Source organism: Streptomyces sp. NPDC005551, assembly GCF_042871785.1.
Taxonomy (GTDB): Bacteria; Actinomycetota; Actinomycetes; order Streptomycetales; family Streptomycetaceae; genus Streptomyces.
The window spans coordinates 205,483-228,014 of sequence record NZ_JBIAJE010000009.1 but is presented as its reverse complement, the minus strand read 5'-3'; the positions used below and the strand labels follow the sequence as shown (position 1 = coordinate 228,014).

Below are 22,532 nucleotides of genomic sequence, written 5' to 3'. Positions count from 1 at the left end.
CTCAGAGGGCGTCGATCCGCCAGGCGATCACGCCGGCCGCCCCAACGGCCCCTTCGGTGTCGATCCGCAGCGGCGCGCGCCCCTTGAACCTTCGCTGGACGACGGACTGGTCGCACGGCACCGTGCCGCCCGAGGTGCCGCTCTCCGGAGTGAACGTCAGCCGCGAACCGCCGGTCCCGAGGCACACCAGACTGAGCCGGTAGGTCTTCCCGTCCTTCAGCCCGGGCTCGGTGTGGATACCGTCGGCCACGCGCTCCGACCCGCTCTCGACAAACGTCCCACTGGCCACGGCGGCGAGCACGTCACGCGCCCGGTCACCGAGTTCTGTCTCGGACGCCCCGGCCGCGGTCCGCGAGACGCGCGGAGCGGAGGACGGGACGGAAGCACCGGCCCCCTCGCCACCGCCGCCGGTCGAGCACGAGGCGAGCAGCAGCCCCACCGTGCCCACCGCCCCCACCGAAGCTCCGGCAAACCGGACCCGTACGCGCATGAATGTCGCCCCCGTTGCTGTGTCGGGGCGCCCTGCCGTCGGCGCAGACCCGCTAGGCAGTGATTATCGACCAGGGCTCCTCCGACCGGGCGACCAGCCAAGTGCTGCTGGAGAAGGCCGACTTGCGCATCACCTCGGCGGGGGGCCGCCTGCTAAAGTCACGCTCTTCGCCGGGCCCGCCTGAGCGGAGTCCCACGGCAGGTCGCTGATGTCCGGTCTTCCCGTTCCCTGTCCCGATCCCGACCCGTACGCGAGGTGGCGGCAGGCGCTCGCCGAGGCGGACCGGGTCTTCGCGCCCCCTCCACCGCTCGACCGCCCGGTGGACGGCTGCACGTTCTGCTTCCCGGAGTCGGATCTGCGCCTCCTCGGCGGGGACCCCGCCGCCGTACCGGACGACCTCCTCGGCGCGTTCATGCGCGAAGTCACCAGCCACTGGGACAAGGACCAGTACGCGGTGATCTGGCGCCGCCTCATGCCCCGCGCCCTGCGCTACTGGGGACCCCATGGCCATGACGTGGATCCGGCCGGCGAACTGGGCCGTCTGGGCGCGGACGGAGCCGGGTTCCTGAACTGGCCGGCCCCGGAACGTGCCGCCGTCGAGCGCGCCTTCCGGGCCCTGCTGTCCATCGCGGTGACGGACGGCGGATGCGCCGGGGAGGTCACCGCGCTCCTGGAGGGAATCGCGCACGCGACGGACGACCTGAGGCGATGGCTGGAGGTCATCGCCGGTCTCACCGGCCCCGCGGCGGACGCCGGACTCGTACGCCTGGTCTTCGACTGGACGACCGATCTTCTCTGGGAGGATTTCGGGTTCTCCTGGTGGTACGACGGCGACCCGGGGACGATCGCGGCCTGGCTGCCCACCCAGCGTGCGCGCGTGGCCGCTTTCGCCGCACGGCACCCACGCTGCAAGACCGCGGCGGATGCCGTGTCGGCGCTGGACGCGCTCGCGGCAGGGGACCACAGCCCGTGGCTGTACCCGCACAGCTTCAAGGACTGTCTGCCGCTGGCGACGTGACCGAGGCCTTTGGGGTCAGGGGCGGTCAAGCCCCCACGTCTGCAGGGCGAAGGGGCGCCCCTTCTCCTCGCCGGTGATCAGCGGGACGTCGAGGAGACGGAAACCGGCCTTGGTGGCCACGGCGACGCTGGCGGCGTTCTCGGCCTCGAGTTCCAGGATCACCTGCTGGGAGCCGAGTCGCTCGAAGGCGTAGGCGGCCATCACCCGCACCGCGCGCACGGCCAGCCCCTGACCGCGGTGCGCCGGCCCGACGGCGTAACCGAGTTCCGTGCCTTCGGGTGCCCGCCGCAGCATCACCTCACCGAGGGGCGGACCACCGTCGACGGTGATGGCGAGCAGGAGGGCCGTACCCTCCGCACGCAACTGCCGGTCCTTCGCCAGCCGCGCACGGGCGGCGGCCTCGTCGAAGGGCGAGACGATCGGCGTCCAGTAGGCGATGTCGGGATGATCGAAAAGCCCCGGCATGGCCGCCAGGTCCCCCTCGGCCCAGTCACGAAGAACAAGCCCTTCCCCGACGAGCTCAACCCGCGAGGGAAAGGACGACACGGCACTGCTCACGATGAGGACCTCTCTGACCGGACCAGGACGAGGCAGGATAACCACCCCGCCCCCCATCCCTCACGCCGCCCGACGGCTCGGCAAGCAGGGGGGGTGTGCCGGGACCTCGGAAGCCCGACCAGGACGGGCGGCCGCGTTGCACACGTGCGCGAGACGATCGCACGACCCGACAAGCGAGTTGAAGAAGACAGGCTCGGGTGCGTACAACAACGAGAACAGGGCCTCTGGGAACCGCTCGGAACGGGGTCGCACCCCCGAGCTACCAGGAGGCCCTGCCTTCATGCACCGACCGCCGGAAGTCCACTCGACCAAGACTTTTTCGACCCTACGTTCCAAGATCGGTCGAGACGGCGTCTGGCAACCATCAGGGGGTTTGAAATGGGTGTTCCATGGGCGCTCTTGATATCCACCGCAGGTGGTGTCGCCGCCACCGTCGTGGGCGTCGTTGCAGGCGGGATCGTTGGGCGGCGCAGCGAGAATCGAAAATGGCTTCAGGAGACACAGACGTCCGCCTATGAGAGGTTCCTGCAGGCTTTCGGCGCTGTCGAGATGGAGCTGCGTGAGGCGTTCCTGGAACGGCGCAGACCCGCAGTCGCATGGGGACCGTTCAATGCCGCGATCCAGTCGCTGAGCCTGGTGGCGAATCCCGAGGCCGCCGCAGCGGCTCTCCAGCTCTGCGATGTCATCGAGGATTTCACTATTCTCTTCCACGATCGTCAGCCGGCGGATCTGGAGGAGCTCCGACCGATCCACACCGCCCTGGAACAGGGGCACTTGAAGTTCGTGAATGCGGCCCGACGCTCCCTTCATCCCTCGCAGGAACGTCTCGCCCAGGCACTCGGCGGTCCGTCGCCCTGGCGTGGTGTCGCCTTCGTAGGCCGGAGCGACGGCGCCGACGCGGCTGAATAGCACAGCACGTCTCTTCATCGTTGCTTCTCCGGGGTGAGGACGGCCTTGCTCACCGCTGGAAGATCACCCACGGCCCCCTGTTCGACCTGCACCTTCCAAGATCGGTTGAGATACGGCTTCTCGGCGTGCAGGTGCCTCAGAGGTGCTGCTTGGCTGCCCTGACCAGCTGGCTGATGCCGTCACGGGTCCGCACCCTGGCACCGTCGAGTTCCGTTCTGCTGTCCGTCTTGAACAGTGCCGTGATGTCTGCCAGCAAATTCTCCGCATTCCGGCTCAGCGTCTCGTCGTCGGTGAGCATCTGCACCCGGAACAGCGCCTCTTGTGCGTTGGAGCGTAGGTCGTAGGCGCGGATCCGCACCGTGTCGGGGTCCTCGGGCGGCGGTTGTTCGTGCTCGCAGAACCACAGGTGAACCAGGCAGCGGCGGTAGTTGACCAACGCGCCGGCGTAGGCGGAGTAGGCATCGAGTCGTTCCTGTCGGAGCTTCTCGCGTCGGGTGAGCTGGTGGGTTCTGTCGATGGTGCGCTGCTGGAACGCAAGGGTGATCCCCGAACCGAGCAGCGTCCCCAGGACGGCTATGCCGCTGGCGATGATGGTCTCCACGCCCCAAGCTGATCACGCACGGCCTCCTCGCGGGCCATAACGCAACTCGGGAGCCGGCAGGCTTCTCCCACCGCGGTGGTGGCCCGGGGCCGGGGGGCTGCCTGCTCACGGGCGTTCATGCGAGGCCGGTCGCTTGAGCGCATACCGAAGGAGGTGGGAACGGCACAGACGGTGGTCAAGTCACCGCGGTCATCGTCGCGTAGACCACGACATTGCCCCGGTAGCCGGTCTTCTCCGCGTACTCACCCCCGCAGGTGATCACGCGAAGTTCGGGCCGGGGGGAACTGCCGTAGACCTTCTCGTTCGGAAACGCCTCCTTGCTGTAGAGCTCCACGGCGTCGACCGTGAAGACGGCCGTTCGCCGGTCGGCCCGGGTGATCTCGACGGTGTCGCCCTTGGCCAGCGCCCCGAGCCGGTAAAAGACCCCGGGGCCGGCCCGCGTGTCGACGTGTCCCGTCGTGACGGCTGTCCCCACCGAGCCGGGAGCCGTGCCGCCGCCGTACCACCCGGCGAAGGCCGGCAGGTCTTCCGACGGTGGGCGCAGTGCCCCCGTCTCGTCGAGGGTCAGTTCCGTCATCGGGGCATTCACGCCGATGGAGGGGACCCGCAGCCGGACCGGATCGGACGGAGGCAGCGCCGGCACGGAGGGGCGGTGGGCCGAGGCGGTGCTGTTGGGACCGGGCCGCTGGGAGGGGGAGAGGGACTGCGCGGTCGAAGGTCGCGGAGGCTGTCCGTCGCGGAGCGCCGTGGACACCAGCAGCAAGCCCGCCAGCAGGGCGTAGGCGAGAAACTTGGTGGAGGGGGTGAACAGGGGAGAAGGATCGACGGACTCGTCGCCGGGTGCCATCGCTCTGGCGCCTCCGCTTCGCGGCCGAAATGAGTGAAGACGGATGCGGCTCCAGCCCCGGACCCGCACGGGCCCGGGGCTGGGCCGCTGGAGCGAACGTCAGGTGCGGGCCCCGGCCTGGCGGCGGCGCAGCTTGATCGCGCCTCCGGCGGCGGCCCCGGCGAGCAGCACCGCCCCCAGGGCGAGCTGTGTGCTCTTGTCGTTGGCCGTCCCGAAACCGGCATCGACGGCTCCGCTGGGGTGGCCGGTGCCGACCACGTACGTGCCCGTCACTTTGACGCGGGGCGGGCACTTCAGGGTGACCGTGTAGGCACCGGGCTCGGTTCCCATGGGCACCTCGAACTCGCCGGCCAGTTCGCCCTTGCGGTCGCCCGGGAGGATGTGGAACTTGCCTCCTGCCTCGGACTCGCCCTTCCCGTAGGTCTCCGACCCACAGGCTGTGGTGCTGACGCGGACGGTGGAGCCCGGGGCGGCGTTTCTGGAGCTGATGTGGATGCCGGGATCACCGTCGGGGCCGCTCGTGGCTGCCGCGGCTGGGCTCGACAGGGCGACGGCACCGAGAACCAGACCGATGCCGACGCCTGCACACTTGATACGCATGAAGTTCCTCCGAGAAAGCAGTGGCCGGCCGGGACGCGCGGCACCGTTGTCGTGCTCTTCTCCTGAGAAGACCGACAGACCGTCAGGGCCGCAACACGACATACGGACGGATGGGCCACCCGGCCACACCCGGCGACCGCACTCCTTTGATCATTTATGCAGGTGAGCGGCCCGGAGGACGAGATTGAAAGATCGCACCGCACAGGTGACGAGGGATCAGCGTCCGCCCGTCGGATGATCTTGAAAGGCCGGTGGGACGACCGGTCGCAATCTGCTCAGGCAGCCGACGGACCCGGACAACTGGCGTCCGGTGACGTCGATGCCCTCTGACCCCAAGCCCCGCCGAGAAAGGCCAGCACTACATGTCCGCCGACCAGACGTCCTGGGAAGCCGCGATACGCCACTTGTTCGAGGACGCGTACCCGTACGACGCCACGGGCCCGCGGCGCCACGAGGACTGGGTCCTCGACGTCCTCGCGCTGATGGCCCGGGCGGTCCCCGATCCCCGGGGCTGGGCCGGTCTCGACGATCCGGCGCAGACCTCGGATCACGACGGGTCGCCCACCTACCCGTTCGCCGTTCACCCTCCGGAGTACATCGCGCGGCGTCTCCACGAGATCGACCGGGCCAGTGCTGAAAACCTGCTGCTGGCCCTCACGGACGACTGCTGCACCTTGTCCAACCTGAGGCGCTTCACCGAGAGCGAGGAGGAACTGCGGACGATGGCACGCACGATCCTCGCGCGGTACGGCGACAAGGCCACCTATCACACCAACGTCAGCAGACCGGGCCCTGTCCCCGGCACACTCGACTTCACGACGTCGCACTGGGGATACGACCCGCTGAGCGACTTCTACTCGGAGGACTACGGCCTGGTCGTCGTCTCGGGCACGGAGGTGGGCATGTTCTGGAACTTCTCCGACTACTGACCCGTGGCATCCGCGTGGCATGAGTGGCACGGGCTGGCACGGCCTCAAACACGGCGAAGTGCCAGTTCGTGGGAAACCCCTCCTACGCCGGCGTCACTTACTGCTGGGCACCGGGTGGGTCAGAGCTGGCCGAGGTCGATCCTCACCGGGAATGCCGCCGCGACGCCGGGCAGCCGATCGAAGGCCATTTGACGGCGGGATCTGTGGGCGTACCACCCTCAGGCACGGGGCGATACGCCCTGCCGCGCCGCCGGCTAACCCATGGTCTTGGCGCCGTCCAGGGACTCACGGATGATGTCGGCGTGGCCGGCGTGCTGGGCGGTCTCGGTGAAGATGTGCATCAGTACCCGGCGGACCGACCATCGCGCGCCCGGCTCGGACCACGGAGCCTTCGGTAGTGGTTGTGTGGCGTCCAGGTCGGGGAGGGTGACGACCAGTTCGTCGGTTCGGCGGGCTACCTCGGCGTAGTCGGCGAGCACGCCTGTCAGCGTCTCGCCGGGCAGCATCCGGAACTCGTCGGCCCGTCGAGCCCAGTCGGCCTCGGTCATGGTGGTGAAGTCGGGCATCGCCGACGGGCCGTCCAGGATGAACTGCGCCCAGGCCCGCTCGACCGCGGTGACATGTTTGATCAGGCCGCCCAGGCACAGCTGGCTGGCGGTGGTCCGGCGCCCGGCCTGCTCGTCGGTGAGGTCACGGGTGGTGAATCGCAGGAAGTGCCGCTGCTTGGCCAGGGCCTCGAGCAAGTCGGTGCGCTCGCCGGTGGTGGTGAGCTCGTCGGCCGAGTCGTGGGTGGCCAGTTCGTCGACAGTCACGGTCTCGCTCATGGTCGCTCTGCCTTCCGTGGTTCGTGTTCCGCCGGGCAAGGAGGACGCTAGAGGGCATGGAGGTCAGATCCTGACCTAAGTAGCCCGGGGCGAGGGCGCTGTGGCTTGACCTGGTGCTCCACCTGTCGGGATGGCGGGTTTTGAACCCAGGACCTCCTCGGCCCGACCAACTTGAGCGGGTGCTGGCCCCTGGGATCGCCTTTAAGTTCCAGACCGGCACGCAGTGGGTTCACTGCCGGAGAAGTAGAGCAACTGGCGGGGTGTCCACAACCGGCTGCGGATGTGGGCCGTCGACGGCACCTGGAGCGGGTCTTCACCACCCTGGTGGTCCAGGCCGACGCGGACGAGGTTACGCCTGCGGCTCGCCCCGGGGCAGGAACCCGCCGACGTCGCCGCCTCGGCCGAGCGCCACGGCTGCGCCACCCTGGTGACGGCGGCCGGCGTCGCGCCAAGGGTCATCATGGAGATCCCTGGGCACAGCCAGATCAGCATCACGATGGACGTGTACACGCACGTCGTGCACGACACCCAGCGGGAGGCCATCAGTCACATGGATCGACTGCTCAAGCGCCGTCTGCCGGCCGCCTGAGGGGCGATTGCCGTCAACTCGCCGCCGTCAAAACGGCCCGGACCATATCGGTCCGGGCCGTTTTCCCTTGTGCCCCCGGCAGGATTCGAACCTGCGACACCCGCTTTAGGAGAGCGGTGCTCTATCCCCTGAGCTACGAAGGCGTGCGGATCTCTGTGGAGACCCGGCGACTAGCGTAGCGGATGGTGGCCTGGGGTGAAGTGGCCAGGCCGGGGTGGCCGTGGGCGGGCTGTCCCGGCGGTGAGGGAAGGCGCGGGCCGGGTCGGGGGCCGACGGTGGGGGTGAGACGAACAGGCCGCGCATGTCAGGGCCTTGGCGTTCTGCGGACGAGGTCGTGAGCGCTCTGAGGGTGTGCACCTCGGCGGTGACCACGCGTGTCGGTTCCTCGGCTCCCACCGTGTTTCTGTGGCTCAGCCCTGCCATTTTCCGCGGGCTCCAGTGAAAACCTACCGACCCTCCAGCGTGACTCGACGCAGAATCGCTAAACCGCATGGACGGTTTGTTACCCTCCTCGGAGTCTCCAGTGAGAATGGGAGCCCCCGATGGCCAAGCAGGAGCGCGCGGTCCGTACCCGCAACGCGTTGATCGAGTCCGCCGCCCAGCTCTTCGACCAAGAGGGCTTCGAGGTGGTCACCCTGGCCGCCATCAGCGCTCGGGCCGGAGTCAGCAATGGAGCATTGCACTTTCATTTCGCCAGCAAGGCGGCCCTGGCCGACGCGGTGGGCCGAGCTGCCGCCGAGCGGCTCGAGCGGATCACCGGAGTGGGCGAGGGCTCGGGCGGCGGGGGATCCCCCTCGGCGGCGGGGCCGCCCCGGAACGGAACGGTGGCGTCGGCCGGCGGTTCCCTTCAGGTCCTCGTCGACGCCTCCCACACCCTGCTTCACGGATTGAGTCATGACGTCGTGCTCCGGGCCGGTTTCGCGCTGACCGGAGGGGATGATTCCGGCCGCGTCGGTGATCAGTTGCATCGCCGGTGGCACGAGTACGTCATCGACGTCCTGGGCCGGGCCGACCGCGAGGGCGTGCTCGCGAATGGTGTGTCCGCGCGCGACGCGGCCTCCACCGTCGTGGCCGCCGTCGTCGGCTTCGAGACGCTCGGGGCGCGGGACGACCGGTGGCTCTCGCGGTCCACCCTCACCCGATTCTGGGCGCTGCTCCTGCCGCGGCTCGCCGCCGCGGACGTCGTCGGCGAGCTGGTCCCCGCAGGGCGGCACCTCGTAGGCACGCCCGGAGCGTCCGGCGCGTCGGGTGCACCCGCCACGTCCGGTGCACCCGCCACGTCCGGTCCACCCGGAGCCTCCGGCATCCCGGGCGATCCAGTCGGCCGCTCCTACCGCGCACCCGGCAGCGGACCCGGGCAGCGGAGCAACGGAACAGCGGAGCACCGGAACGGCGGAGCACCGGAACGGTAGAGCACCGGAACGGTAGAGGTGGAGGTACGGGCAGAGGGGACGCATCCCCATGCCCCCCACCCCCCACCCCTCACCCCCCAGGCACCCGCCGGAACCTCCCCGCCACCCGCAGATCCGTCTCGATCCGCGTCGCCGCCGCGTGCAGTTCGGGCAGGACCTCCGTCACGCACCGCTCCGCCGTACGGCGGCTGCTGTGCATGGCGACGTTCACCGCCGCCACGACCCGGCCGTCGCCGTCCCGCACCGGTACGGCGATGGAGCGCAGGCCCTCTTCCAGTTCCTCGTCGACCAGGGCGTACCCCTCCGCGCGTACCCGGTCCAGGGCCGCTCGCAGCCGCCCGGGGTCGGTGATCGTACGAGGGGTCAGCGGGGCCGGATCCGGAAGCCGCGGGTCTGGGAGGTCCGCCAGCATCACCCGGCCCAGCGAGGTCGCGTACGCCGGCAGCCGGGTGCCGACCGTGACGTTGACGCTCATCACGCCGCGCGTGGCGACCCGTGCCGTGTACTGGATGTCGTCGCCCGCCAGGATCGCCAGCGACGCCGAGTCCTGGAGCCGCTGGGAGAGCGTGGAGAGGTACGGGGTGGCGATCTGGGGGAGGGTCAGCCGGGACAACGGCGGGAAGCCGAGGCCGAGGACGCGGGGGGTCAGGCCGAAGACGCGGTCGCGGGCGGTGACGTAGCCGAGGTGCTCCAGGGTGATCAGGGCGCGGCGGGCCGTGGCCCGGGGGAGCCCCGTGGCCTGCGCGATGTCGGACAGGGTCAGTTCGGCGCGGCCCTCGTCGAACGCCGTGAACACCGTCAGACCGCGGGCCAGCGACTCGATGAACTCGCGGCCCAGTTCCTGCTTGGACGCGCCCGTCCATCCGGCGAGCCCCGAGCGGTCGGCCGGCTCGGCGGGCGGTGTCCGCCGCAGCTCCTCCTCCATCCCCGCCACGGCCGTCCGCAGCCGGGGCAGCAGCGTGTCCCGCAGGTCCGCGGCGGTGTGCCGGCTGGTGTGGCTGACCACGCTGACGACGCAGGCGACGCGGCCGGAACCCGGGTCGCGCACCGGTACCGAGAGGGCGACCAGCCCCTGCTCGATGAGCTGGTCGTCGAGTGCCCAGCCCGTCTCCCGGGCCTCGGCCGTACGCCGCTCGAAGTCGTCCCCGAGGGCGGGGCGGCGCCGGGGCGCGTCGGCGGCACCGCCCTCCGACGCGGCACCACCTACTCGCGCGGCACCGCCCACCGGCGCGGCACCGTACGACCGGCCCTCCCGCTGCCCCGCCGGGTCTCCGTACGGCTGCCCCGCCCCACCTCGGTGCGGCGACCCGGCGGCCCCCTCACCGTCCCGCCCGCCCCTCGACTCGTCGCTCTCCCCGGCAGCGTCGAACTCGGCATCGACAAGCCCGGCTTCGTCCAGCTCGGCTTCGTCGAACTCGGCGTAGTCGATCGGGCGGCTCCTGGCCGGTACCGCCGGGAAGCCCCGGTCCTCCGGGTCGGCGTCGCGGCGGGCGTGCCAGTGCGCCCACTCCGCGGGCCCCCACTCGGTGGCGAACAGCGGCCCCGGCGCGGTGCGCTCCGCCGGGAGCAGGTCGCCGATGCGGAAGCTGAGGGACATCGCACGCCGACGGGTGGCCTGGTGGATGAACCGGATGCCGTCGAGGTCGCCGACGGCGAGTGACACCGACTCGTCCAGCTCGTCGGCGAGCGCGTCGGCGTGCGGGGCGAGGAGCCGGGGCAGGCGCAGCGCGGCGAGGTAGGCGTTGCCGAGTTCCATGAGGCGGGGCGCGAGGACGGCGTCGCGGCCGTCCAGGCGTACGTACCCCATGCGCGCGAGCGTGGCGGTGATCCGGTCGACGGTGGACCGTGCGAGCCCGGTGGCCCGTTCCAGGCCGCTGAGGCTGGACACCCCGTCGGCATCGGTCAGCCGCCGCAGCACGGCGATGCCGCGCATCAGGGGGGCGACGGCCTCGTCGGGTACGGGGGTGTCGAGTGCCGGCGAGACGTTCGATGGCATGGGGCTCTCCGTAACGGATCTCGGTTGAGACACCGTAATGCGTGACCGCCCGCCCCAGCAGATCCGGACACCCGACCGGCCCAGCAGGTCAAGGGCACCCGGCACCCCCTGATGCCGTCACCGGCGTGTCACGTACACCCGGTAGTTCCCCGCCGGGTCCGCCCCGGCGACCGTGACGCGGACGCCCGTCTTCGGGTCCTGGAAGGACTCGCCGGGCGTGAAGGGCGCGTCGGAGAGTTCGGCGTGGACATTGGGGCTGCGGGTGCAGCCGCCGCTGTCGCGCTGGGAGTCCAGGACGTTGACGGGTCCGTTGCCGGTGTCCACGTCGGCGTCGACCTTGTAGATGAGGATGCCGGGGCGGCAGACGGTGTCGTCGTTGCCCGCGCGGGTGCGCAGTTCCAGCGCGTACCCGGTCTTCGTGCCGAGGGGGACGAAGACGAGTTTGGTGCCGTCGGGCTCGGCGAGCGGCGTCAGCAGGTACTCGCTGGTGCCGGGCGTGGCGGCGCAGCGGACCTGGGACTCGTCGAGCCAGCCGAGCTTCCACTTGTGCCAGCCGAGCAGGTCGTTGTCGGCGCCCCAGTCCTCGCTCATGATGTCCCAGTGGCCGACCGCGCCGCCGCCGTCCTGGGTGTAGAGGTCGGGCAGGCCGAAGGTGTGGCCGTTCTCGTGCGGCAGGACGCGGTAGCCGGTGTCGCCGTAGGAGCCGGAGCCGTCGTCCTGGCGGCTGTAGACGAAGGAGGCGTTGGCGACCGGGACGCCGTCGGCGACGGGGGCCTCCGCGTTTCCCGCGAAGGTCACCGACAGGACGGTGTCCAGGGCGGAGGGGCCCGCGTTCGGGGTGACCAGCACGTTCAGGATGTCGTACGAGCGGAAGTCCACCTTGGGGTCGGCGGCGGCCACGATGTCCTGGACCAGGCCGCGGTAGCCGGGCTCGAAGGGGGCGCCGCGTTCTATGCCGTACTCCTTGAAGGATCTCGGCATCCGCAGCCAGTCCCGGAGGGGGGCCTCCGGGCGGTAGTCGAGGCGGCCGTACGAACTCGTGCGGAACCAGTCCTGGGTCTTCGGGAAGAACTCCGCCAAGCGGTCGAGCGCGTTGCCCTGACCGGGCGCGTCGGAGAAGTCGACCATCAGGTTGAGGGCCCGCACGGTGCCGGTGGAGCGGGCGTAGCCGGGCGGGGTGGGTATGCCTTCCGACATCTGGACGCCGACGGCGCCGCTGATCATGCAGGGGCCGAGCGCCGTGGAGCGGGCCAGCGCGATGGAGCCCGACGCCGTCGGACCCGCCGTGAGGTGCCCGGTGCCGGCGGAGGTGCTGACCGCCAGCGTGAGGACGGTCACCGACGCGAAGGCGGCCGCACGCCGCGGGCGTATCCGACGGCTGGTCGGCTGCATGCATCGGCCCTTCGCTGCCCGGCAGCCGCCGGTCTCCGGCTGCACCCTTGCCCTCACCCTCGGACGGGGGGTGCGGGGGCGCTCGCTGGAAGAGACCGAACGTGGGTTTCCCGTCCCGAGATGGTGTGACGCAGGTCACATGCGATCGGGGAAATAACCGGGGACCCTTTCCCCGTTTAGCCCTGTGTCCGACCGAAACGGGGAAAAGGTCCCCGGATCGACCTCGGACCGGCCCGGCCGCGACGGAACCCCGCCGCGACGGACCGCCCGGACCGCGACGGAACCCCGCCGCACCGGGACCGCACCACCGCACGTCCGCAGAACCACCTGACCGCAGAACCACCCGACCGCGACGGAATCCCGCCGCACCGGGTACCCGCACCGTGACGGCGCCCCGTCACGACGGACCGCACGACCTCCGGAGCTTTCCGGAACGCACGCCCCGAAGTTGCTCCGGACCGCACGACGCCCGGAACCGGCTCCGGACCGCGGCTTCCGGAACCCGTCCGGAGCATCCGACCGCACTGACCGCATCCGACCCACCGAAGGAGTACGCCGTGGAGACCGCCACCCCCACGCAGCGCCGAGCGTCCAGGCCGCGCGCCGATGCCCTGCGCAACAGGGAGCGGATCGTCGGCGCGGCCCGTGAGATGTTCGTCGAGTTCGGCCCGGACGTGCCGTTCGACGAGATCGCCCGCCGGGCCGGTGTCGGCAACGCCACGGTGTACCGCAACTTCCCCGACCGCGACGCGCTGGTGCGGGAGGTCGTCTGCTCGGTCATGGACCGCACGTCGGAACAGATCGAGAGTGCCCTCGCCGAGGGCGGTGACGCGTTCGAAGCACTGAGCCGCTTCGTGCACGCCGCCGCCGACGAGCGCATCGGCGCCCTGTGCCCGATGCTCTCCGAGGGCTTCGACCAGGACCACCCGGACCTGGTCGCCGCCCGGGACCGCATCACGGAGCTGGTCGAGCTGCTCATGGAGCGCGCCCGCGCTGCCGGCCGGCTGCGCCCGGACGTCGAGTTCGGTGACCTGATGATCGCCCTGACCCAGCTCACCCGGCCGTTGCCCGGCACCGCGTGCCAGGGGATCGACCGGTTCGTGCACCGCCATCTGCAGCTGTTCCTGGACGGTATGCGGGCCCCGGCCCGTTCCGTACTGCCCGGGGTCGCCGCGACCGTGGAGGACCTGCGACGAGCCTGACCGACGAGTCCGGCGTCCGCCGCCGGTCCCTGCCCGTACGGCTCTTCCGGCCGGTCACCTACGACGAGCCGACTCTGCTGATCACGTCCAGGCCGTCACCGTCGACGACCTGACTCCTTTCTCCTGACTCTGACTTCTGACTTCTGATCCTTTTTCCGCTTCGAAGTACCGAAATGGGTACCCCCATGTCTGAAACAGTCCGGGCCACCGCCAAGGCGGATCTGGCCGACGCTCATTCCAACCGCTGGAAGGCGCTCAGCTTCATCGCGCTCGCCCAGCTGATGGTCGTCCTCGACGCGACCATCGTGAACATCGCGCTGCCCTCGGCCCAGCAGGACCTGGGGATATCGGACGGCAACCGGCAGTGGGTCATCACGGCCTACGCGCTGGCCTTCGGCGGTCTGCTGCTCTTCGGCGGCCGCATCGCCGACCTGTGGGGGCGCAAGCGCACCTTCGTCGCCGGCCTGATCGGCTTCGCCGGCGCGTCCGCCCTCGGCGGCGCCGCCACGAACGAGGCGATGATGCTCGGCGCCCGCGCCCTGCAGGGTGCGTTCGGCGCACTCCTCGCGCCCGCCGCGCTCTCCCTGCTCGCGGTGATGTTCACCGAGCCCAAGGAGCGCGCGAAGGCGTTCGGCATCTACGGTGCGATCGCCGGCGGCGGCGGAGCCGTGGGCTTCATCCTCGGCGGTGTCCTCACCGAGTACCTGGACTGGCGCTGGACGTTCTTCGTGAACATCCCGTTCGCGATCATCGCCGCCGCGGGCGCGTACTACGTCATCCGTGAGCCGGCCGGCGGCCGCAACCGCTCTCCGCTCGACATCCCGGGCGTCATCCTCTCCGTCCTCGGTCTGGTCACCCTCGTCTACGCCTTCACCCGCGCCGAGTCCGACGGCTGGGGCGACTCCGTGACCGTCGGCCTGTTCGTGGCCTCGGTGGTGCTGCTCGCCGCGTTCGTCGTCACCGAGTCCAGGGTCAAGGCCCCGCTGCTGCCGCTGCGCGTCATAACCGAGCGCAACCGCGGAGGCGTCTACCTCTCGCTCGGTCTCGCGATCATCGCGATGTTCGGCCTGTTCCTCTTCCTGACCTACTACCTGCAGATCGTGAAGGGCTACTCGCCGGTCAGGACCGGCTTCGCCTTCCTGCCGATGATCGGCGGCATGATGGTGGGCTCCACGCAGATCGGCACCCGCCTGATGACCCGGGTCGCGCCGCGCCTGCTGATGGGCCCCGGCTTCCTGGTCGCCGCGCTCGGCATGCTGCTGCTGACCCGGCTCGAGATCGGCTCCTCCTACACCAGCACGATCCTGCCGGCGATGGTGCTGCTCGGCCTCGGTATGGGTACGGCGTTCATGCCCGCCATGTCGCTGTCCACGCACGGCGTCGAGCCGCGTGACGCCGGTGTCGCCTCCGCGATGGTGAACACCTCGCAGCAGGTGGGCGGCGCGATCGGTACGGCCCTGCTGAACACGATCGCCGCTTCCGCGACGACCACGTACATCAAGGACCACGTCGCCGGTGCCACCACGCGGTCCCAGCAGCAGCTGGTCCAGCTCCAGGGCCAGGTGCACGGCTACACCAGCGCGATCTGGTTCGCCGTCGGCATCCTCGTGGTCGCCGCGGCGGTGGCCGTCACCTTCATCACCACCGGCCGCCCCGACATCACGGTGCTGTCCGGCGACGGAACGGGCGAGGGCGTCGAGGACGAGCTCAAGGTCCCGGTCATCGCCCACTGACACCCCGTACCCCCGTACCCCCGGGTGCCCAGGCGCCCGGGGGGCCAACGGTGCCTCGCGTGCGGGCGGGGGGTGGGGACGCCTCGCCCGTACGAGTCCCAGGGTCCGCCCCGGTTCCGAGCTCAGCGGAACCGGGGCGGACCCGCGTCCGGGACCGGGACCCGCGGTGGACCCGCGTCCAAACCGGACCCTCGGCGGACCCGTGGGCCGGGACCGTGGTCCGGGGGAGCGGGCGCCGGCCGGGCCCTACCGCAGCCAGGGCAGGTCCGCGCCCGCGTCCTGCGGCTGCAGCCCCTCGGCGAGTATGCGCATGATGTCGCCGAGGGACTTCTGCTGCTCCGGGGTGAGCCGGTCGAAGAGGGCCTGGCGGACGGCGGCGACATGGCCGGGGGCCGTGCGCCGCAGCACCTCGCGGCCCTCGTCCGTCAGTACCGCGAACTGTCCCCGCTTGTCGGAGGGGCAGTCCTCGCGCCGCACCCAGCCGCTCTTCTCCAGCCGCGCGACGGCGTGCGAGAGGCGGGAGCGGGTGATCTTCGCGTTCCTGGCCAGCTCGGTCATCCGCAGCTGTCCGCGCGGGGCCTCCGCGAGCTGCACGAGCAGGCCGTAGTAGATGTGGGGCATGCCCGCGTCACGCTGCAACTGTCGGTCGAGATGGTCCTCGAGCAGGGTCGTGGCGTGCATGTAGGCGCGCCAGATGCGCTGTTCCTCGTCGCTGAGCCAGCGCGGCTGTTCCGCGGGTGCCGTGTTCATGTACTCCACTGTACGAGGTCGCTTCTTGAAGGTTAAACAAACTGGGGGTACGCTACGAGTAGAGCTTTAGAGTTCAAGTATCCAGAATGCAGGCAGCCGCGTGCCCGGGGCGTCAGTGTCCGAGTCGAGGGTCGTCGGTCGTCAGTGAGGGAGCCGCCGTCATGTCCGCCACCGCCGAGGAGCGCGTCACGCGCGAGCGCATGCCCGCCCTCTACCTGAGCCACGGCGCACCGCCCCTCGCCGACGACCCCGTCTGGCCCGGCCAGCTCGCCGCCTGGTCCGCGGGACTGCCGCGGCCGAAGGCGATCCTGATGGTCTCCGCCCACTGGGAGGAGGCCCCGCTCGCCCTCGGCGCGGTGGAGACCGTGCCGCTGGTCCACGACTTCTGGGGCTTCCCCGAGCACTACTACCGGGTGCGGTACGCGGCCCCGGGCGCCCCGGAGCTCGCCGAGTCCGTGCGCAAGCTGCTGCGCGCCCCCGGCACACCGGTCCAGGACATCCCCGACCGCGGCCTGGACCACGGCGCGTACGTGCCGCTCGTGGAGATGTTCCCCGAAGCCGACATCCCCGTGCTCCAGATCTCCATGCCCACGCTCGACCCGGTCGCGCTGCTGGAGATCGGCCGCAAGCTGGCGCCGCTGCGCGACGAGGGCGTGCTGATCGTGGGCTCCGGGTTCTTCACGCACAACCTGCGGGCGCTCAGTCCCGAGGGCCGGGTGTCCTCGGTGATGGCCGAGTTCGACGACTGGGGACGGCGTGCCCTCGACGCGCGGGACCTGGACGCCCTGCTCGACTTCGAGAACAAGGCCCCGGCGGGCCGGCTGGCGCACCCCCGCACCGAGCACTTCGCACCCCTGTTCGTCACCCTGGGCGCGGCCCACGAGGAGCTGGACTCGCAGCGCACGGTGATCGACGGTTTCTGGCTGGGACTCGCCAAACGGTCGGTGCAGATCGGCTGACCGGGACGCCGAGCCGCCGACTGGCGCGCAGACCGGCTGACCGGGACACGGACCGGCCGACCGGGACGCGGATCGGCCGACCGGGACGCGGATCGGCTGACCGGGGCGTGGGGCGCCGGGACGGCCGGTCCGGCTCGGAGTCAGAGTTCCTTCTCGTACCAGGCGACGTCCCAGTAGCGGCCGAACTTGCGGCCCACCTCCCGGTACGTGCCGACGTGCCGGAACCCGAAGCGTTCGTGCAGCCGCACGGACGCCTCGTTGGGCTGGGCGACGCCCGCGAACGCGCGGTGTACATCCTCGCCGGCGAGGGACTCGAACAGCGTCTTGTAGAGAAGGGTGCCGATGCCGCGGCCGCCGGCGCCGGGGGCGAGGTAGACGGTCACCTCCACCGACGTGGCGTACGCGGGCTTGGGGCGGAAGGGGCTGGACGTGGCGTATCCCAGAATCCGCTGCGAGTCGGCGGCCGTGGCAACCATCAGGCGGTGCGGGCCGTCTACCGGGTGGGAGAGCAGCCAGGGGCGGCGCTCCTCCGCGGTGAAGGGGACGGTGTCGAAGGTGATCGGGGTTTCGCGTACGTAGTGGTTGTAGAGGTCGGTGAGGGCTTCGAGGTCCCGCTCGACTCCTGGTCTGACCTGCACCTCTGCGTGTTCCGACCCCATCCGGCCTCCCTTTGTGGCGGCACAGGGTACTGCATGATCACGAAAATCCAGGGGCCGCTCGGGAATTCTGTCCGGATTCCAGTCGTTGTTTCCATCGGATGCAGGGCACCCGGGAGGGTGAATCGAGTGTCCAGGACGACCGCCAGCCCACCACCGCAAGGGAGCACGCATGGCAACCCGTGCCGTCGCCCGTCGTAAGTCCGCCACCGGCGAGACCGACGCGGCAAGCAGTGTGCGCGCCGTAGGCGGCGAGATCGCCGATCGCGACCTGGTCGGCATGTATCTCGACGAGATCGCGCGCACGCCTCTGCTCGACGCCGCCAAGGAAGTCGAGCTGTCCCAGGTCATCGAGGCGGGCGTGTTCGCACAGCAGATCCTCCAGGGAGAGGTCGACGACGCCGGTGCGGACGCGACCCGTGAGGAGTTGGAGGCGCTGGTCGCCGACGCCGAGCGGGCCAAGGACGTCTTCATCCGTTCGAATCTGCGGCTGGTCGTCGCCGTGGCCCGGCGCTATCCGCGCAGCGGCCTCCCCCTGCTCGACCTGATCCAGGAGGGCAACGCGGGCCTGGTCCGCGCCGTCGAGAAGTTCGACTACCGCAAGGGCTTCAAGTTCTCGACGTACGCCACCTGGTGGATCCGCCAGGCGATCACGCGCTCGATCGCGGACCAGTCGCGCACGATCCGGCTGCCCGTCCACCTGGTCGAGGAGCTGGGCCGCATCCGCCGCGTGCAGCGCGAGTTCAACCGCGAGCACGGCCGCGAACCGGAGCCCACCGAGATCGCCGCCGAGCTCGGCTCGAACCCGGAGCGCGTCACCGACGTCCTCGACTGGGCCCGCGACCCGGTCTCGCTGAACATGGCGGTGGACGACGCGGGCGAGACCCAGTTCGGCGACCTGCTCGAGGACACCTCGGCGGTCTCGCCGGAGCAGTCCGTCCTCACCCTGCTGCGCAGCGAGGAGCTGGACGACCTGATCGGCCGTCTCGACCAGCGCACGGCCTCCATCATCAAGATGCGCTACGGAATCGAGGACGGCCGGGAGCGCACGCTCACCGAGGTCGGCAAGGAGCACGGCCTGACCCGTGAGCGGATCAGGCAGATCGAGAAGCACGCCCTGATGGAGCTGAAGAAGCTGGCGCGTGACACCGGTTTCGACGCGGCCGCGTGACGCCGCACACCCGTCCGGCGTACATGGCCTGGTAAGGCCGCTTCAAAAGGCCGAAGGCGGGGCACAAGACCTCAGGGCCCGGACATCGGGCCCGGGTCTCGCGGCCCGGGTCCCCAGGGGCCCGAGTCGCGGGGCGTCTCGCCCGGCGGTTCGTCCACCACCCACAAGCCGAGTCCCGACGCACTCCCCCCCGGCGCCGGGACTCGCCCGGGCCGAGCTCCGGCGCCTCCCCCCCCTGGCGCCGGGGCTCGGCTCTCTTGTGGGGACAGGGTGCGGTGAGGGCGACCGACCGTCCCGGCCAGGCGGAGACCACGGCGTCAGGGTGCGGCGAGGGTGTCGTCCTGGGCGCCGCCCGCCGCACGGGTCAGGCGTCCGCCCAGGTTCCGCAGGTATCCGACCAGCTCCGCCGGTTCCCGCACCGTGAACTCGCAGTCCACCATCGCGAGCCGCACAGCCAGCCACTCCACGGAGTCGCCGGCGCGGGCGCGCAGCCGGCAGCTGCGGTCGTCGATCGGCTCGGGCGCGCCCAGCCAGGCCGGCAGCCGCGCGGCGACGAACTCGGCGGGCGCGGCGAAGGTCACCTCGAACGCGTACGTCTCCTGCCGCCGGTACATGGACTGCCGCAGGTACTCCGCCGCGCTCCCCGTCGGCAGTTCGCGCGGGGTGAACCGCGCCCCCGTCGCGAGAGGCTCGGCGACCCGGTCGACGCGGAAGGTGCGCCAGTCCTCGCGGTCGAGGTCGTAGGCGACGAGGTACCAGCGGCGCCCGGTCGAGACGAGCCGGTACGGCTCGGTCAGGCGCCGGGAGGGAGTCCCGTCCCCGGAGCGGTACGCGAACCGCAGCCGCTCGCGGCCCGCCACCGTCGAGGCCATCACGGTCAGCGTCTCGGGCGCGATGGTCGCGCCGTCCCCGCTGGTCAGCGGCATGGTGGCCGTCTGGAGGACGGACACGCGGTGCCGCAGCCGCGACGGCAGCACCTGCTCCAGCTTGGCCAGGGCGCGTACGGAGGCCTCCTCCACGCCCTCGACGGCGTGCCCGGCCCCGGCCCGCAGGCCCACCGCGATGGCGACGGCCTCCTCGTCGTCGAGCACGAGGGGCGGCATCGCCTTCCCCGCGACCAGCCGGTACCCGCCGTCGGTGCCCTTGCTCGCCCGCACGGGATAGCCCAGCTCGCGGAGCCGGTCGATGTCGCGGCGGACGGTACGACGGGACACCCCGAGCCGGTCGGACAGTTCGCCGCCCGGCCACTCGCGCGGCGTCTGGAGGAGCGAGAGGAGCTGCAGGAGCCGCGCCGGGGTGTCGGTCGTCATGGTGTCTCCTCGGTCCGGGGCGTCATGTCCTCCAGACTGCCGCAGATCTAGGACACGATCTGACCTAGTGAGGTCATAGCTTTGTCGCATGACCTCCACCGAGACCCCTCTCAGCAATCCGGCTCCCGGAGCCGACCGGCGGCGCTGGTTCGCCCTCGCGATCGTGATGACCGCGGCCTTCATGGATCTGGTCGACGTGACGATCGTCAACATCGCGATCCCGTCGATCCAGCGGGACGAGGGCGCGACGTTCAGCCAGATCCAGTGGATCACCGCGGGCTACGCGCTGGCCTTCGCCGCGGGGCTCATCACCGGGGGGCGGCTCGGTGACATCCACGGGCGCAAGCAAATCTTCCTCCTCGGCATCGGCGGCTTCACGCTGGCCTCCGCGCTGTGCGGCTTCGCCGCGAACCCGGAGATGCTCGTCGCCTCGCGGATCCTGCAGGGCGCGATGGCCGCGCTGATGGTGCCGCAGGTGCTGTCGATCGTCCACGCGACCTTCCCGGCGCACGAGCGGGGCAAGGTGTTCGGGCTCTTCGGCGCGGTCGTGGGCCTGGGTGCCGTGTCCGGTCCGATTCTCGGCGCGCTGCTCACGGAGTGGAACCTGTTCGGTCTGGAGTGGCGGCCGATCTTCCTCATCAACCTGCCGGTCGGCGTGGCCGGGCTGATCCTGGGCCGGAAGTTCATCACCGAGTCCAAGGCCCCGCGGGCGCTGCGGCTCGACCTGGTCGGCGTGGCCCTGGTGACGCTGGGCCTGCTGATGCTCCTCTACCCGCTCACCCGGGGCCGCGAGCTGGGCTGGCCGCTGTGGGGTTACGTCTCGATGGCGGGCGCGTTCGGTGTCTTCGCGGCGCTGGTGGCGTACGAGAGGCGCAAGGCGCAGCAGGACGGTTCGCCGCTGGTCGAGCTGTCGCTGTTCAAGGTGAAGAGCTTCGCCGCGGGCATCGCCGTGCAGACCGTCTTCGGGGTGGCCCTCGGCATCTTCTTCCTGGTGTGGACGCTGTACATGCAGGTCGGGCTGGGCTGGAGCGCACTGCGGGCGGGTCTGACCGGGGTGCCGTTCTCCATCGCGGTGTCGGCGGCGGCCGGGATGTCGGTGCAGCTGCTGGTCCCGCGCTTCGGACGCAAGGTGCTCCAGGGCGGCGCGCTGATCATGGGGCTCGGCGTGCTGCTCTACATCTGGGAGTCCGAGCGGTACGGCGCCTCCATCGCCTCCTGGCAGATGGCGCTGCCGCTCGTGGTGATGGGTGCGGGGATGGGCTTCATCGTGGCCCCGCTGACGGACGCGGTGCTGTCGGAGGTCCCGCGCGAGCACGCGGGGTCGGCGTCCGGGCTCATCAACACCGTGCAGCAGATGGGCAACGCGCTCGGTCTCGGGCTGGTGTCCGTGGTCTTCTTCGGCACGATGAGCGACCGGCTGGCCCCGGCGGAGGTGGGACCGGCGTTCGTGAACGGCTTCCAGCACGCGCTGGTGTGGGTCGCCGCGGTGATGGGCGCCATCTTCCTGCTGATGTTCGCGCTGCCCAAGCGGCCCGCGCAGCATGTGGAGGGGGCTGCCGAGACGGCCGGGACGAGCGGCGCGGCCGGGACGGAGCGGGAGCCGGTGCTGGTTCCGTGAGCCACGGATGAGCGGAGAGGGGGCCCGGCACCTCAGGTGCGGGCCCCTTCTCCGTGCCCCGGACCCGCGTCGGCCCACACCCTCGTGAGTCCGTTCATGCCCGAATGGGGCCCGAACCTGTTTACATTCTCGGAAATCGGTCGTAGCCTCCCCTCAAGAACAACAAGTTCGGGCATCAGGCGGAGGCGAACGGATATGTACGCACCGGAACGGCAGCAGGAGATCCTGCGGCTCGCCCGTGACGGCGGCCGGGTCGACGTCCCGTCACTGGCCGAGGAGTTCCAGGTCACCGCGGAGACCATCCGCCGGGACCTCAAGGCCCTCGACCGCGCGGGACTGCTGCGCCGGGTGCACGGCGGCGCGATCCCGGCGGGCCGCCTCGACTTCGAGCCCGACCTCGCCGAACGCGAGTCCACCGCCGCCGACGAGAAGGACCGCATCGCCCGCGCGGCGCTGGCCGAACTGCCGGGCGAGGGCACGATGATCCTCGACGCGGGCAGCACGGTCGCCCGGCTCGCCGGCAGCCTCCCGCTGGAGTCGACGCTCACCGCCGTCACACACAGCCTGCCGATCGCGGCCCGCCTCGCGGACCACCCCGGCATCCAGCTCCACCTCGTCGGAGGCCGCGTGCGGCACCGGACCCGCGCCGCCGTCGACGCCTGGGCGCTGCGGGCGTACGGCGAGATCCGCGCCGACGTCGTGTTCATCGCGGCCAACGGCTTCTCGCCCGAGCACGGACTCACCACTCCCGACCTCGCCGAGGCCGCCGTCAAGCGCGCGGCCGTCCGCGCCGCGCGCCGGGTGGTGCTGCTCGCCGACTCCTCCAAGCACGGCCAGGAGCACTTCGCGCGGTTCGGTGACCTCGGCGACGTGGACCTGCTGATCACCGACAGCGGGCTGAGCCCGGAAGACGTCGCCGCCGTCGAGCGCGGCGGCACCGAAGTGCAGTGTGTCTAGAAACGAGCGGG

21 protein-coding genes, 1 tRNA gene and 2 pseudogenes are annotated in these 22,532 nt (G+C 70.9%); 12 read left to right on the top strand and 12 right to left on the bottom strand.

Features of this window, described 5'->3' with window-relative positions; genetic code table 11:
* Position 1 precedes the first annotated feature (1 nt).
* Entirely contained in the window at positions 2-448 is a 447-nt protein-coding gene (locus ACFYP4_RS26205; RefSeq protein WP_388788504.1) for a hypothetical protein, read from the bottom strand.
* A 250-nt stretch (positions 449-698) separates the two neighbouring features.
* Between ACFYP4_RS26205 and ACFYP4_RS26200 the strand changes: the two genes are divergently transcribed.
* Positions 699-1,508 carry a hypothetical protein gene (locus ACFYP4_RS26200; protein ID WP_388788501.1) on the top strand — a complete coding sequence of 270 codons (810 nt, stop codon included), beginning with the start codon at positions 699-701 and terminating at the stop codon, positions 1,506-1,508.
* A gap of 15 nt (positions 1,509-1,523) precedes the next feature.
* On the opposite strand, the gene ACFYP4_RS26195 is transcribed toward ACFYP4_RS26200, so the two are convergent.
* Entirely contained in the window at positions 1,524-2,069 is a 546-nt protein-coding gene (locus ACFYP4_RS26195; RefSeq protein ID WP_388788799.1) for a GNAT family N-acetyltransferase, read from the bottom strand.
* Between the two features lie 396 nt (positions 2,070-2,465).
* On the opposite strand from ACFYP4_RS26195, the gene ACFYP4_RS26190 reads away from it, so the two are divergent.
* Positions 2,466-2,975: a hypothetical protein gene (locus ACFYP4_RS26190; protein ID WP_388788498.1), complete on the top strand. Its 510-nt coding sequence runs from the start codon at positions 2,466-2,468 to the stop codon at positions 2,973-2,975.
* Between the two features lie 136 nt (positions 2,976-3,111).
* Here ACFYP4_RS26190 and ACFYP4_RS26185 read toward each other — a convergent pair whose 3' ends face one another.
* The 3 genes from ACFYP4_RS26185 to ACFYP4_RS26175 all read right to left on the bottom strand — a co-directional run bounded on the left by ACFYP4_RS26185 (position 3,112) and on the right by ACFYP4_RS26175 (position 5,023).
* Positions 3,112-3,576, bottom strand: a complete 465-nt coding sequence (locus tag ACFYP4_RS26185; protein WP_388788495.1) for a hypothetical protein — start codon at positions 3,574-3,576, stop codon at positions 3,112-3,114.
* 175 nt (positions 3,577-3,751) lie between these two features.
* The gene (locus ACFYP4_RS26180; protein WP_388788492.1) at positions 3,752-4,423 is read right to left on the bottom strand and encodes a class F sortase; all 672 of its coding nucleotides are present in this window, start codon (positions 4,421-4,423) and stop codon (positions 3,752-3,754) included.
* A 99-nt stretch (positions 4,424-4,522) separates the two neighbouring features.
* Positions 4,523-5,023, bottom strand: coding sequence for a sortase (locus tag ACFYP4_RS26175; protein ID WP_388788489.1), 501 nt, complete (start codon positions 5,021-5,023; stop codon positions 4,523-4,525).
* Between the two features lie 362 nt (positions 5,024-5,385).
* Between ACFYP4_RS26175 and ACFYP4_RS26170 the strand changes: the two genes are divergently transcribed.
* Positions 5,386-5,952 carry a hypothetical protein gene (locus tag ACFYP4_RS26170; protein ID WP_388788486.1) on the top strand — a complete coding sequence of 189 codons (567 nt, stop codon included), beginning with the start codon at positions 5,386-5,388 and terminating at the stop codon, positions 5,950-5,952.
* A gap of 254 nt (positions 5,953-6,206) precedes the next feature.
* Here the strand turns inward: ACFYP4_RS26170 and ACFYP4_RS26165 are convergent, their stop codons facing one another.
* Positions 6,207-6,776, bottom strand: a complete 570-nt coding sequence (locus ACFYP4_RS26165; protein WP_358850006.1) for a DinB family protein — start codon at positions 6,774-6,776, stop codon at positions 6,207-6,209.
* Positions 6,777-7,044: 268 nt separating this feature from the next.
* Between ACFYP4_RS26165 and ACFYP4_RS26160 the strand changes: the two are divergent.
* Together ACFYP4_RS26160 and ACFYP4_RS26155 are read left to right on the top strand one after the other, a co-directional pair.
* Positions 7,045-7,185: pseudogene (locus ACFYP4_RS26160) on the top strand (conjugal transfer protein TraS); the annotation flags it as partial.
* A pseudogene (locus ACFYP4_RS26155) lies at positions 7,183-7,365 on the top strand (site-specific integrase); the annotation flags it as partial. The pseudogenes ACFYP4_RS26160 and ACFYP4_RS26155, both read left to right, overlap by 3 nt.
* Before the next feature lie 70 nt (positions 7,366-7,435).
* Here the strand turns inward: ACFYP4_RS26155 and ACFYP4_RS26150 are convergent.
* Positions 7,436-7,508, bottom strand: a tRNA-Arg gene (locus ACFYP4_RS26150).
* A gap of 399 nt (positions 7,509-7,907) precedes the next feature.
* Between ACFYP4_RS26150 and ACFYP4_RS26145 the strand changes: the two genes are divergently transcribed.
* Positions 7,908-8,777 carry a TetR family transcriptional regulator gene (locus ACFYP4_RS26145; protein ID WP_358850007.1) on the top strand — a complete coding sequence of 290 codons (870 nt, stop codon included), beginning with the start codon at positions 7,908-7,910 and terminating at the stop codon, positions 8,775-8,777.
* A 70-nt stretch (positions 8,778-8,847) separates the two neighbouring features.
* Here the strand turns inward: ACFYP4_RS26145 and ACFYP4_RS26140 are convergent, their stop codons facing one another.
* Positions 8,848-10,773 (bottom strand): IclR family transcriptional regulator C-terminal domain-containing protein, encoded by a 1,926-nt coding sequence (locus ACFYP4_RS26140; protein ID WP_388788482.1) that lies wholly within the window; start codon positions 10,771-10,773, stop codon positions 8,848-8,850.
* A gap of 117 nt (positions 10,774-10,890) precedes the next feature.
* The gene (locus tag ACFYP4_RS26135; RefSeq protein ID WP_358850009.1) at positions 10,891-12,165 is read right to left on the bottom strand and encodes a M6 family metalloprotease domain-containing protein; all 1,275 of its coding nucleotides are present in this window, start codon (positions 12,163-12,165) and stop codon (positions 10,891-10,893) included.
* A gap of 557 nt (positions 12,166-12,722) precedes the next feature.
* Between ACFYP4_RS26135 and ACFYP4_RS26130 the strand changes: the two genes are divergently transcribed.
* Positions 12,723-13,367, top strand: a complete 645-nt coding sequence (locus ACFYP4_RS26130; RefSeq protein WP_358850010.1) for a helix-turn-helix domain-containing protein — start codon at positions 12,723-12,725, stop codon at positions 13,365-13,367.
* A 185-nt stretch (positions 13,368-13,552) separates the two neighbouring features.
* A complete protein-coding gene (locus tag ACFYP4_RS26125; protein ID WP_358850011.1) occupies positions 13,553-15,100 on the top strand; it encodes an MFS transporter in 1,548 nt (515 codons plus the stop codon).
* A gap of 246 nt (positions 15,101-15,346) precedes the next feature.
* Here the strand turns inward: ACFYP4_RS26125 and ACFYP4_RS26120 are convergent, their stop codons facing one another.
* Positions 15,347-15,850, bottom strand: a complete 504-nt coding sequence (locus ACFYP4_RS26120) for a MarR family transcriptional regulator (protein ID WP_358850012.1) — start codon at positions 15,848-15,850, stop codon at positions 15,347-15,349.
* 161 nt (positions 15,851-16,011) lie between these two features.
* Here ACFYP4_RS26120 and ACFYP4_RS26115 point away from each other — a divergent pair, with 161 nt between their 5' ends.
* Complete coding sequence (locus tag ACFYP4_RS26115; RefSeq protein ID WP_358850013.1) at positions 16,012-16,809, top strand: class III extradiol ring-cleavage dioxygenase; 798 nt, start codon at positions 16,012-16,014, stop codon at positions 16,807-16,809.
* A gap of 140 nt (positions 16,810-16,949) precedes the next feature.
* Here ACFYP4_RS26115 and ACFYP4_RS26110 read toward each other — a convergent pair whose 3' ends face one another.
* The gene (locus ACFYP4_RS26110; protein WP_358850014.1) at positions 16,950-17,468 is read right to left on the bottom strand and encodes an N-acetyltransferase family protein; all 519 of its coding nucleotides are present in this window, start codon (positions 17,466-17,468) and stop codon (positions 16,950-16,952) included.
* Between the two features lie 169 nt (positions 17,469-17,637).
* Here ACFYP4_RS26110 and ACFYP4_RS26105 point away from each other — a divergent pair, with 169 nt between their 5' ends.
* Positions 17,638-18,636, top strand: a complete 999-nt coding sequence (locus tag ACFYP4_RS26105; RefSeq protein ID WP_358850015.1) for a sigma-70 family RNA polymerase sigma factor — start codon at positions 17,638-17,640, stop codon at positions 18,634-18,636.
* 317 nt (positions 18,637-18,953) lie between these two features.
* On the opposite strand, the gene ACFYP4_RS26100 is transcribed toward ACFYP4_RS26105, so the two are convergent.
* Positions 18,954-19,946 (bottom strand): YafY family protein, encoded by a 993-nt coding sequence (locus tag ACFYP4_RS26100; protein WP_358850016.1) that lies wholly within the window; start codon positions 19,944-19,946, stop codon positions 18,954-18,956.
* Between the two features lie 88 nt (positions 19,947-20,034).
* Here ACFYP4_RS26100 and ACFYP4_RS26095 point away from each other — a divergent pair, with 88 nt between their 5' ends.
* Both ACFYP4_RS26095 and ACFYP4_RS26090 read left to right on the top strand, forming a co-directional pair.
* Positions 20,035-21,564, top strand: coding sequence for an MFS transporter (locus ACFYP4_RS26095; protein ID WP_388788475.1), 1,530 nt, complete (start codon positions 20,035-20,037; stop codon positions 21,562-21,564).
* A 195-nt stretch (positions 21,565-21,759) separates the two neighbouring features.
* On the top strand, positions 21,760-22,521 hold the full coding sequence (locus ACFYP4_RS26090) for a DeoR/GlpR family DNA-binding transcription regulator (RefSeq protein WP_358850018.1): 762 nt from the start codon (positions 21,760-21,762) through the stop codon (positions 22,519-22,521).
* Positions 22,522-22,532: the final 11 nt, after the last annotated feature.

Excerpts from the sequence above, each read along its gene's own strand:
- ACFYP4_RS26200 (WP_388788501.1), top strand. The coding sequence starts at position 699 with ATGTCCGGTCTTCCCGTTCCCTGTCCCGATCCCGACCCGTACGCGAGG.
- ACFYP4_RS26180 (WP_388788492.1), bottom strand. The coding sequence starts at position 4,423 with ATGGCACCCGGCGACGAGTCCGTCGATCCTTCTCCCCTGTTCACCCCC.
- ACFYP4_RS26175 (WP_388788489.1), bottom strand. The coding sequence starts at position 5,023 with ATGCGTATCAAGTGTGCAGGCGTCGGCATCGGTCTGGTTCTCGGTGCC.
- ACFYP4_RS26170 (WP_388788486.1), top strand. The coding sequence starts at position 5,386 with ATGTCCGCCGACCAGACGTCCTGGGAAGCCGCGATACGCCACTTGTTC.
- ACFYP4_RS26165 (WP_358850006.1), bottom strand. The coding sequence starts at position 6,776 with ATGAGCGAGACCGTGACTGTCGACGAACTGGCCACCCACGACTCGGCC.
- ACFYP4_RS26145 (WP_358850007.1), top strand. The coding sequence starts at position 7,908 with ATGGCCAAGCAGGAGCGCGCGGTCCGTACCCGCAACGCGTTGATCGAG.
- ACFYP4_RS26140 (WP_388788482.1), bottom strand. The coding sequence starts at position 10,773 with ATGCCATCGAACGTCTCGCCGGCACTCGACACCCCCGTACCCGACGAG.
- ACFYP4_RS26135 (WP_358850009.1), bottom strand. The coding sequence starts at position 12,165 with ATGCAGCCGACCAGCCGTCGGATACGCCCGCGGCGTGCGGCCGCCTTC.
- ACFYP4_RS26125 (WP_358850011.1), top strand. The coding sequence starts at position 13,553 with ATGTCTGAAACAGTCCGGGCCACCGCCAAGGCGGATCTGGCCGACGCT.
- ACFYP4_RS26120 (WP_358850012.1), bottom strand. The coding sequence starts at position 15,850 with ATGAACACGGCACCCGCGGAACAGCCGCGCTGGCTCAGCGACGAGGAA.
- ACFYP4_RS26115 (WP_358850013.1), top strand. The coding sequence starts at position 16,012 with ATGTCCGCCACCGCCGAGGAGCGCGTCACGCGCGAGCGCATGCCCGCC.
- ACFYP4_RS26110 (WP_358850014.1), bottom strand. The coding sequence starts at position 17,468 with ATGGGGTCGGAACACGCAGAGGTGCAGGTCAGACCAGGAGTCGAGCGG.
- ACFYP4_RS26105 (WP_358850015.1), top strand. The coding sequence starts at position 17,638 with ATGGCAACCCGTGCCGTCGCCCGTCGTAAGTCCGCCACCGGCGAGACC.
- ACFYP4_RS26100 (WP_358850016.1), bottom strand. The coding sequence starts at position 19,946 with ATGACGACCGACACCCCGGCGCGGCTCCTGCAGCTCCTCTCGCTCCTC.
- ACFYP4_RS26095 (WP_388788475.1), top strand. The coding sequence starts at position 20,035 with ATGACCTCCACCGAGACCCCTCTCAGCAATCCGGCTCCCGGAGCCGAC.
- ACFYP4_RS26090 (WP_358850018.1), top strand. The coding sequence starts at position 21,760 with ATGTACGCACCGGAACGGCAGCAGGAGATCCTGCGGCTCGCCCGTGAC.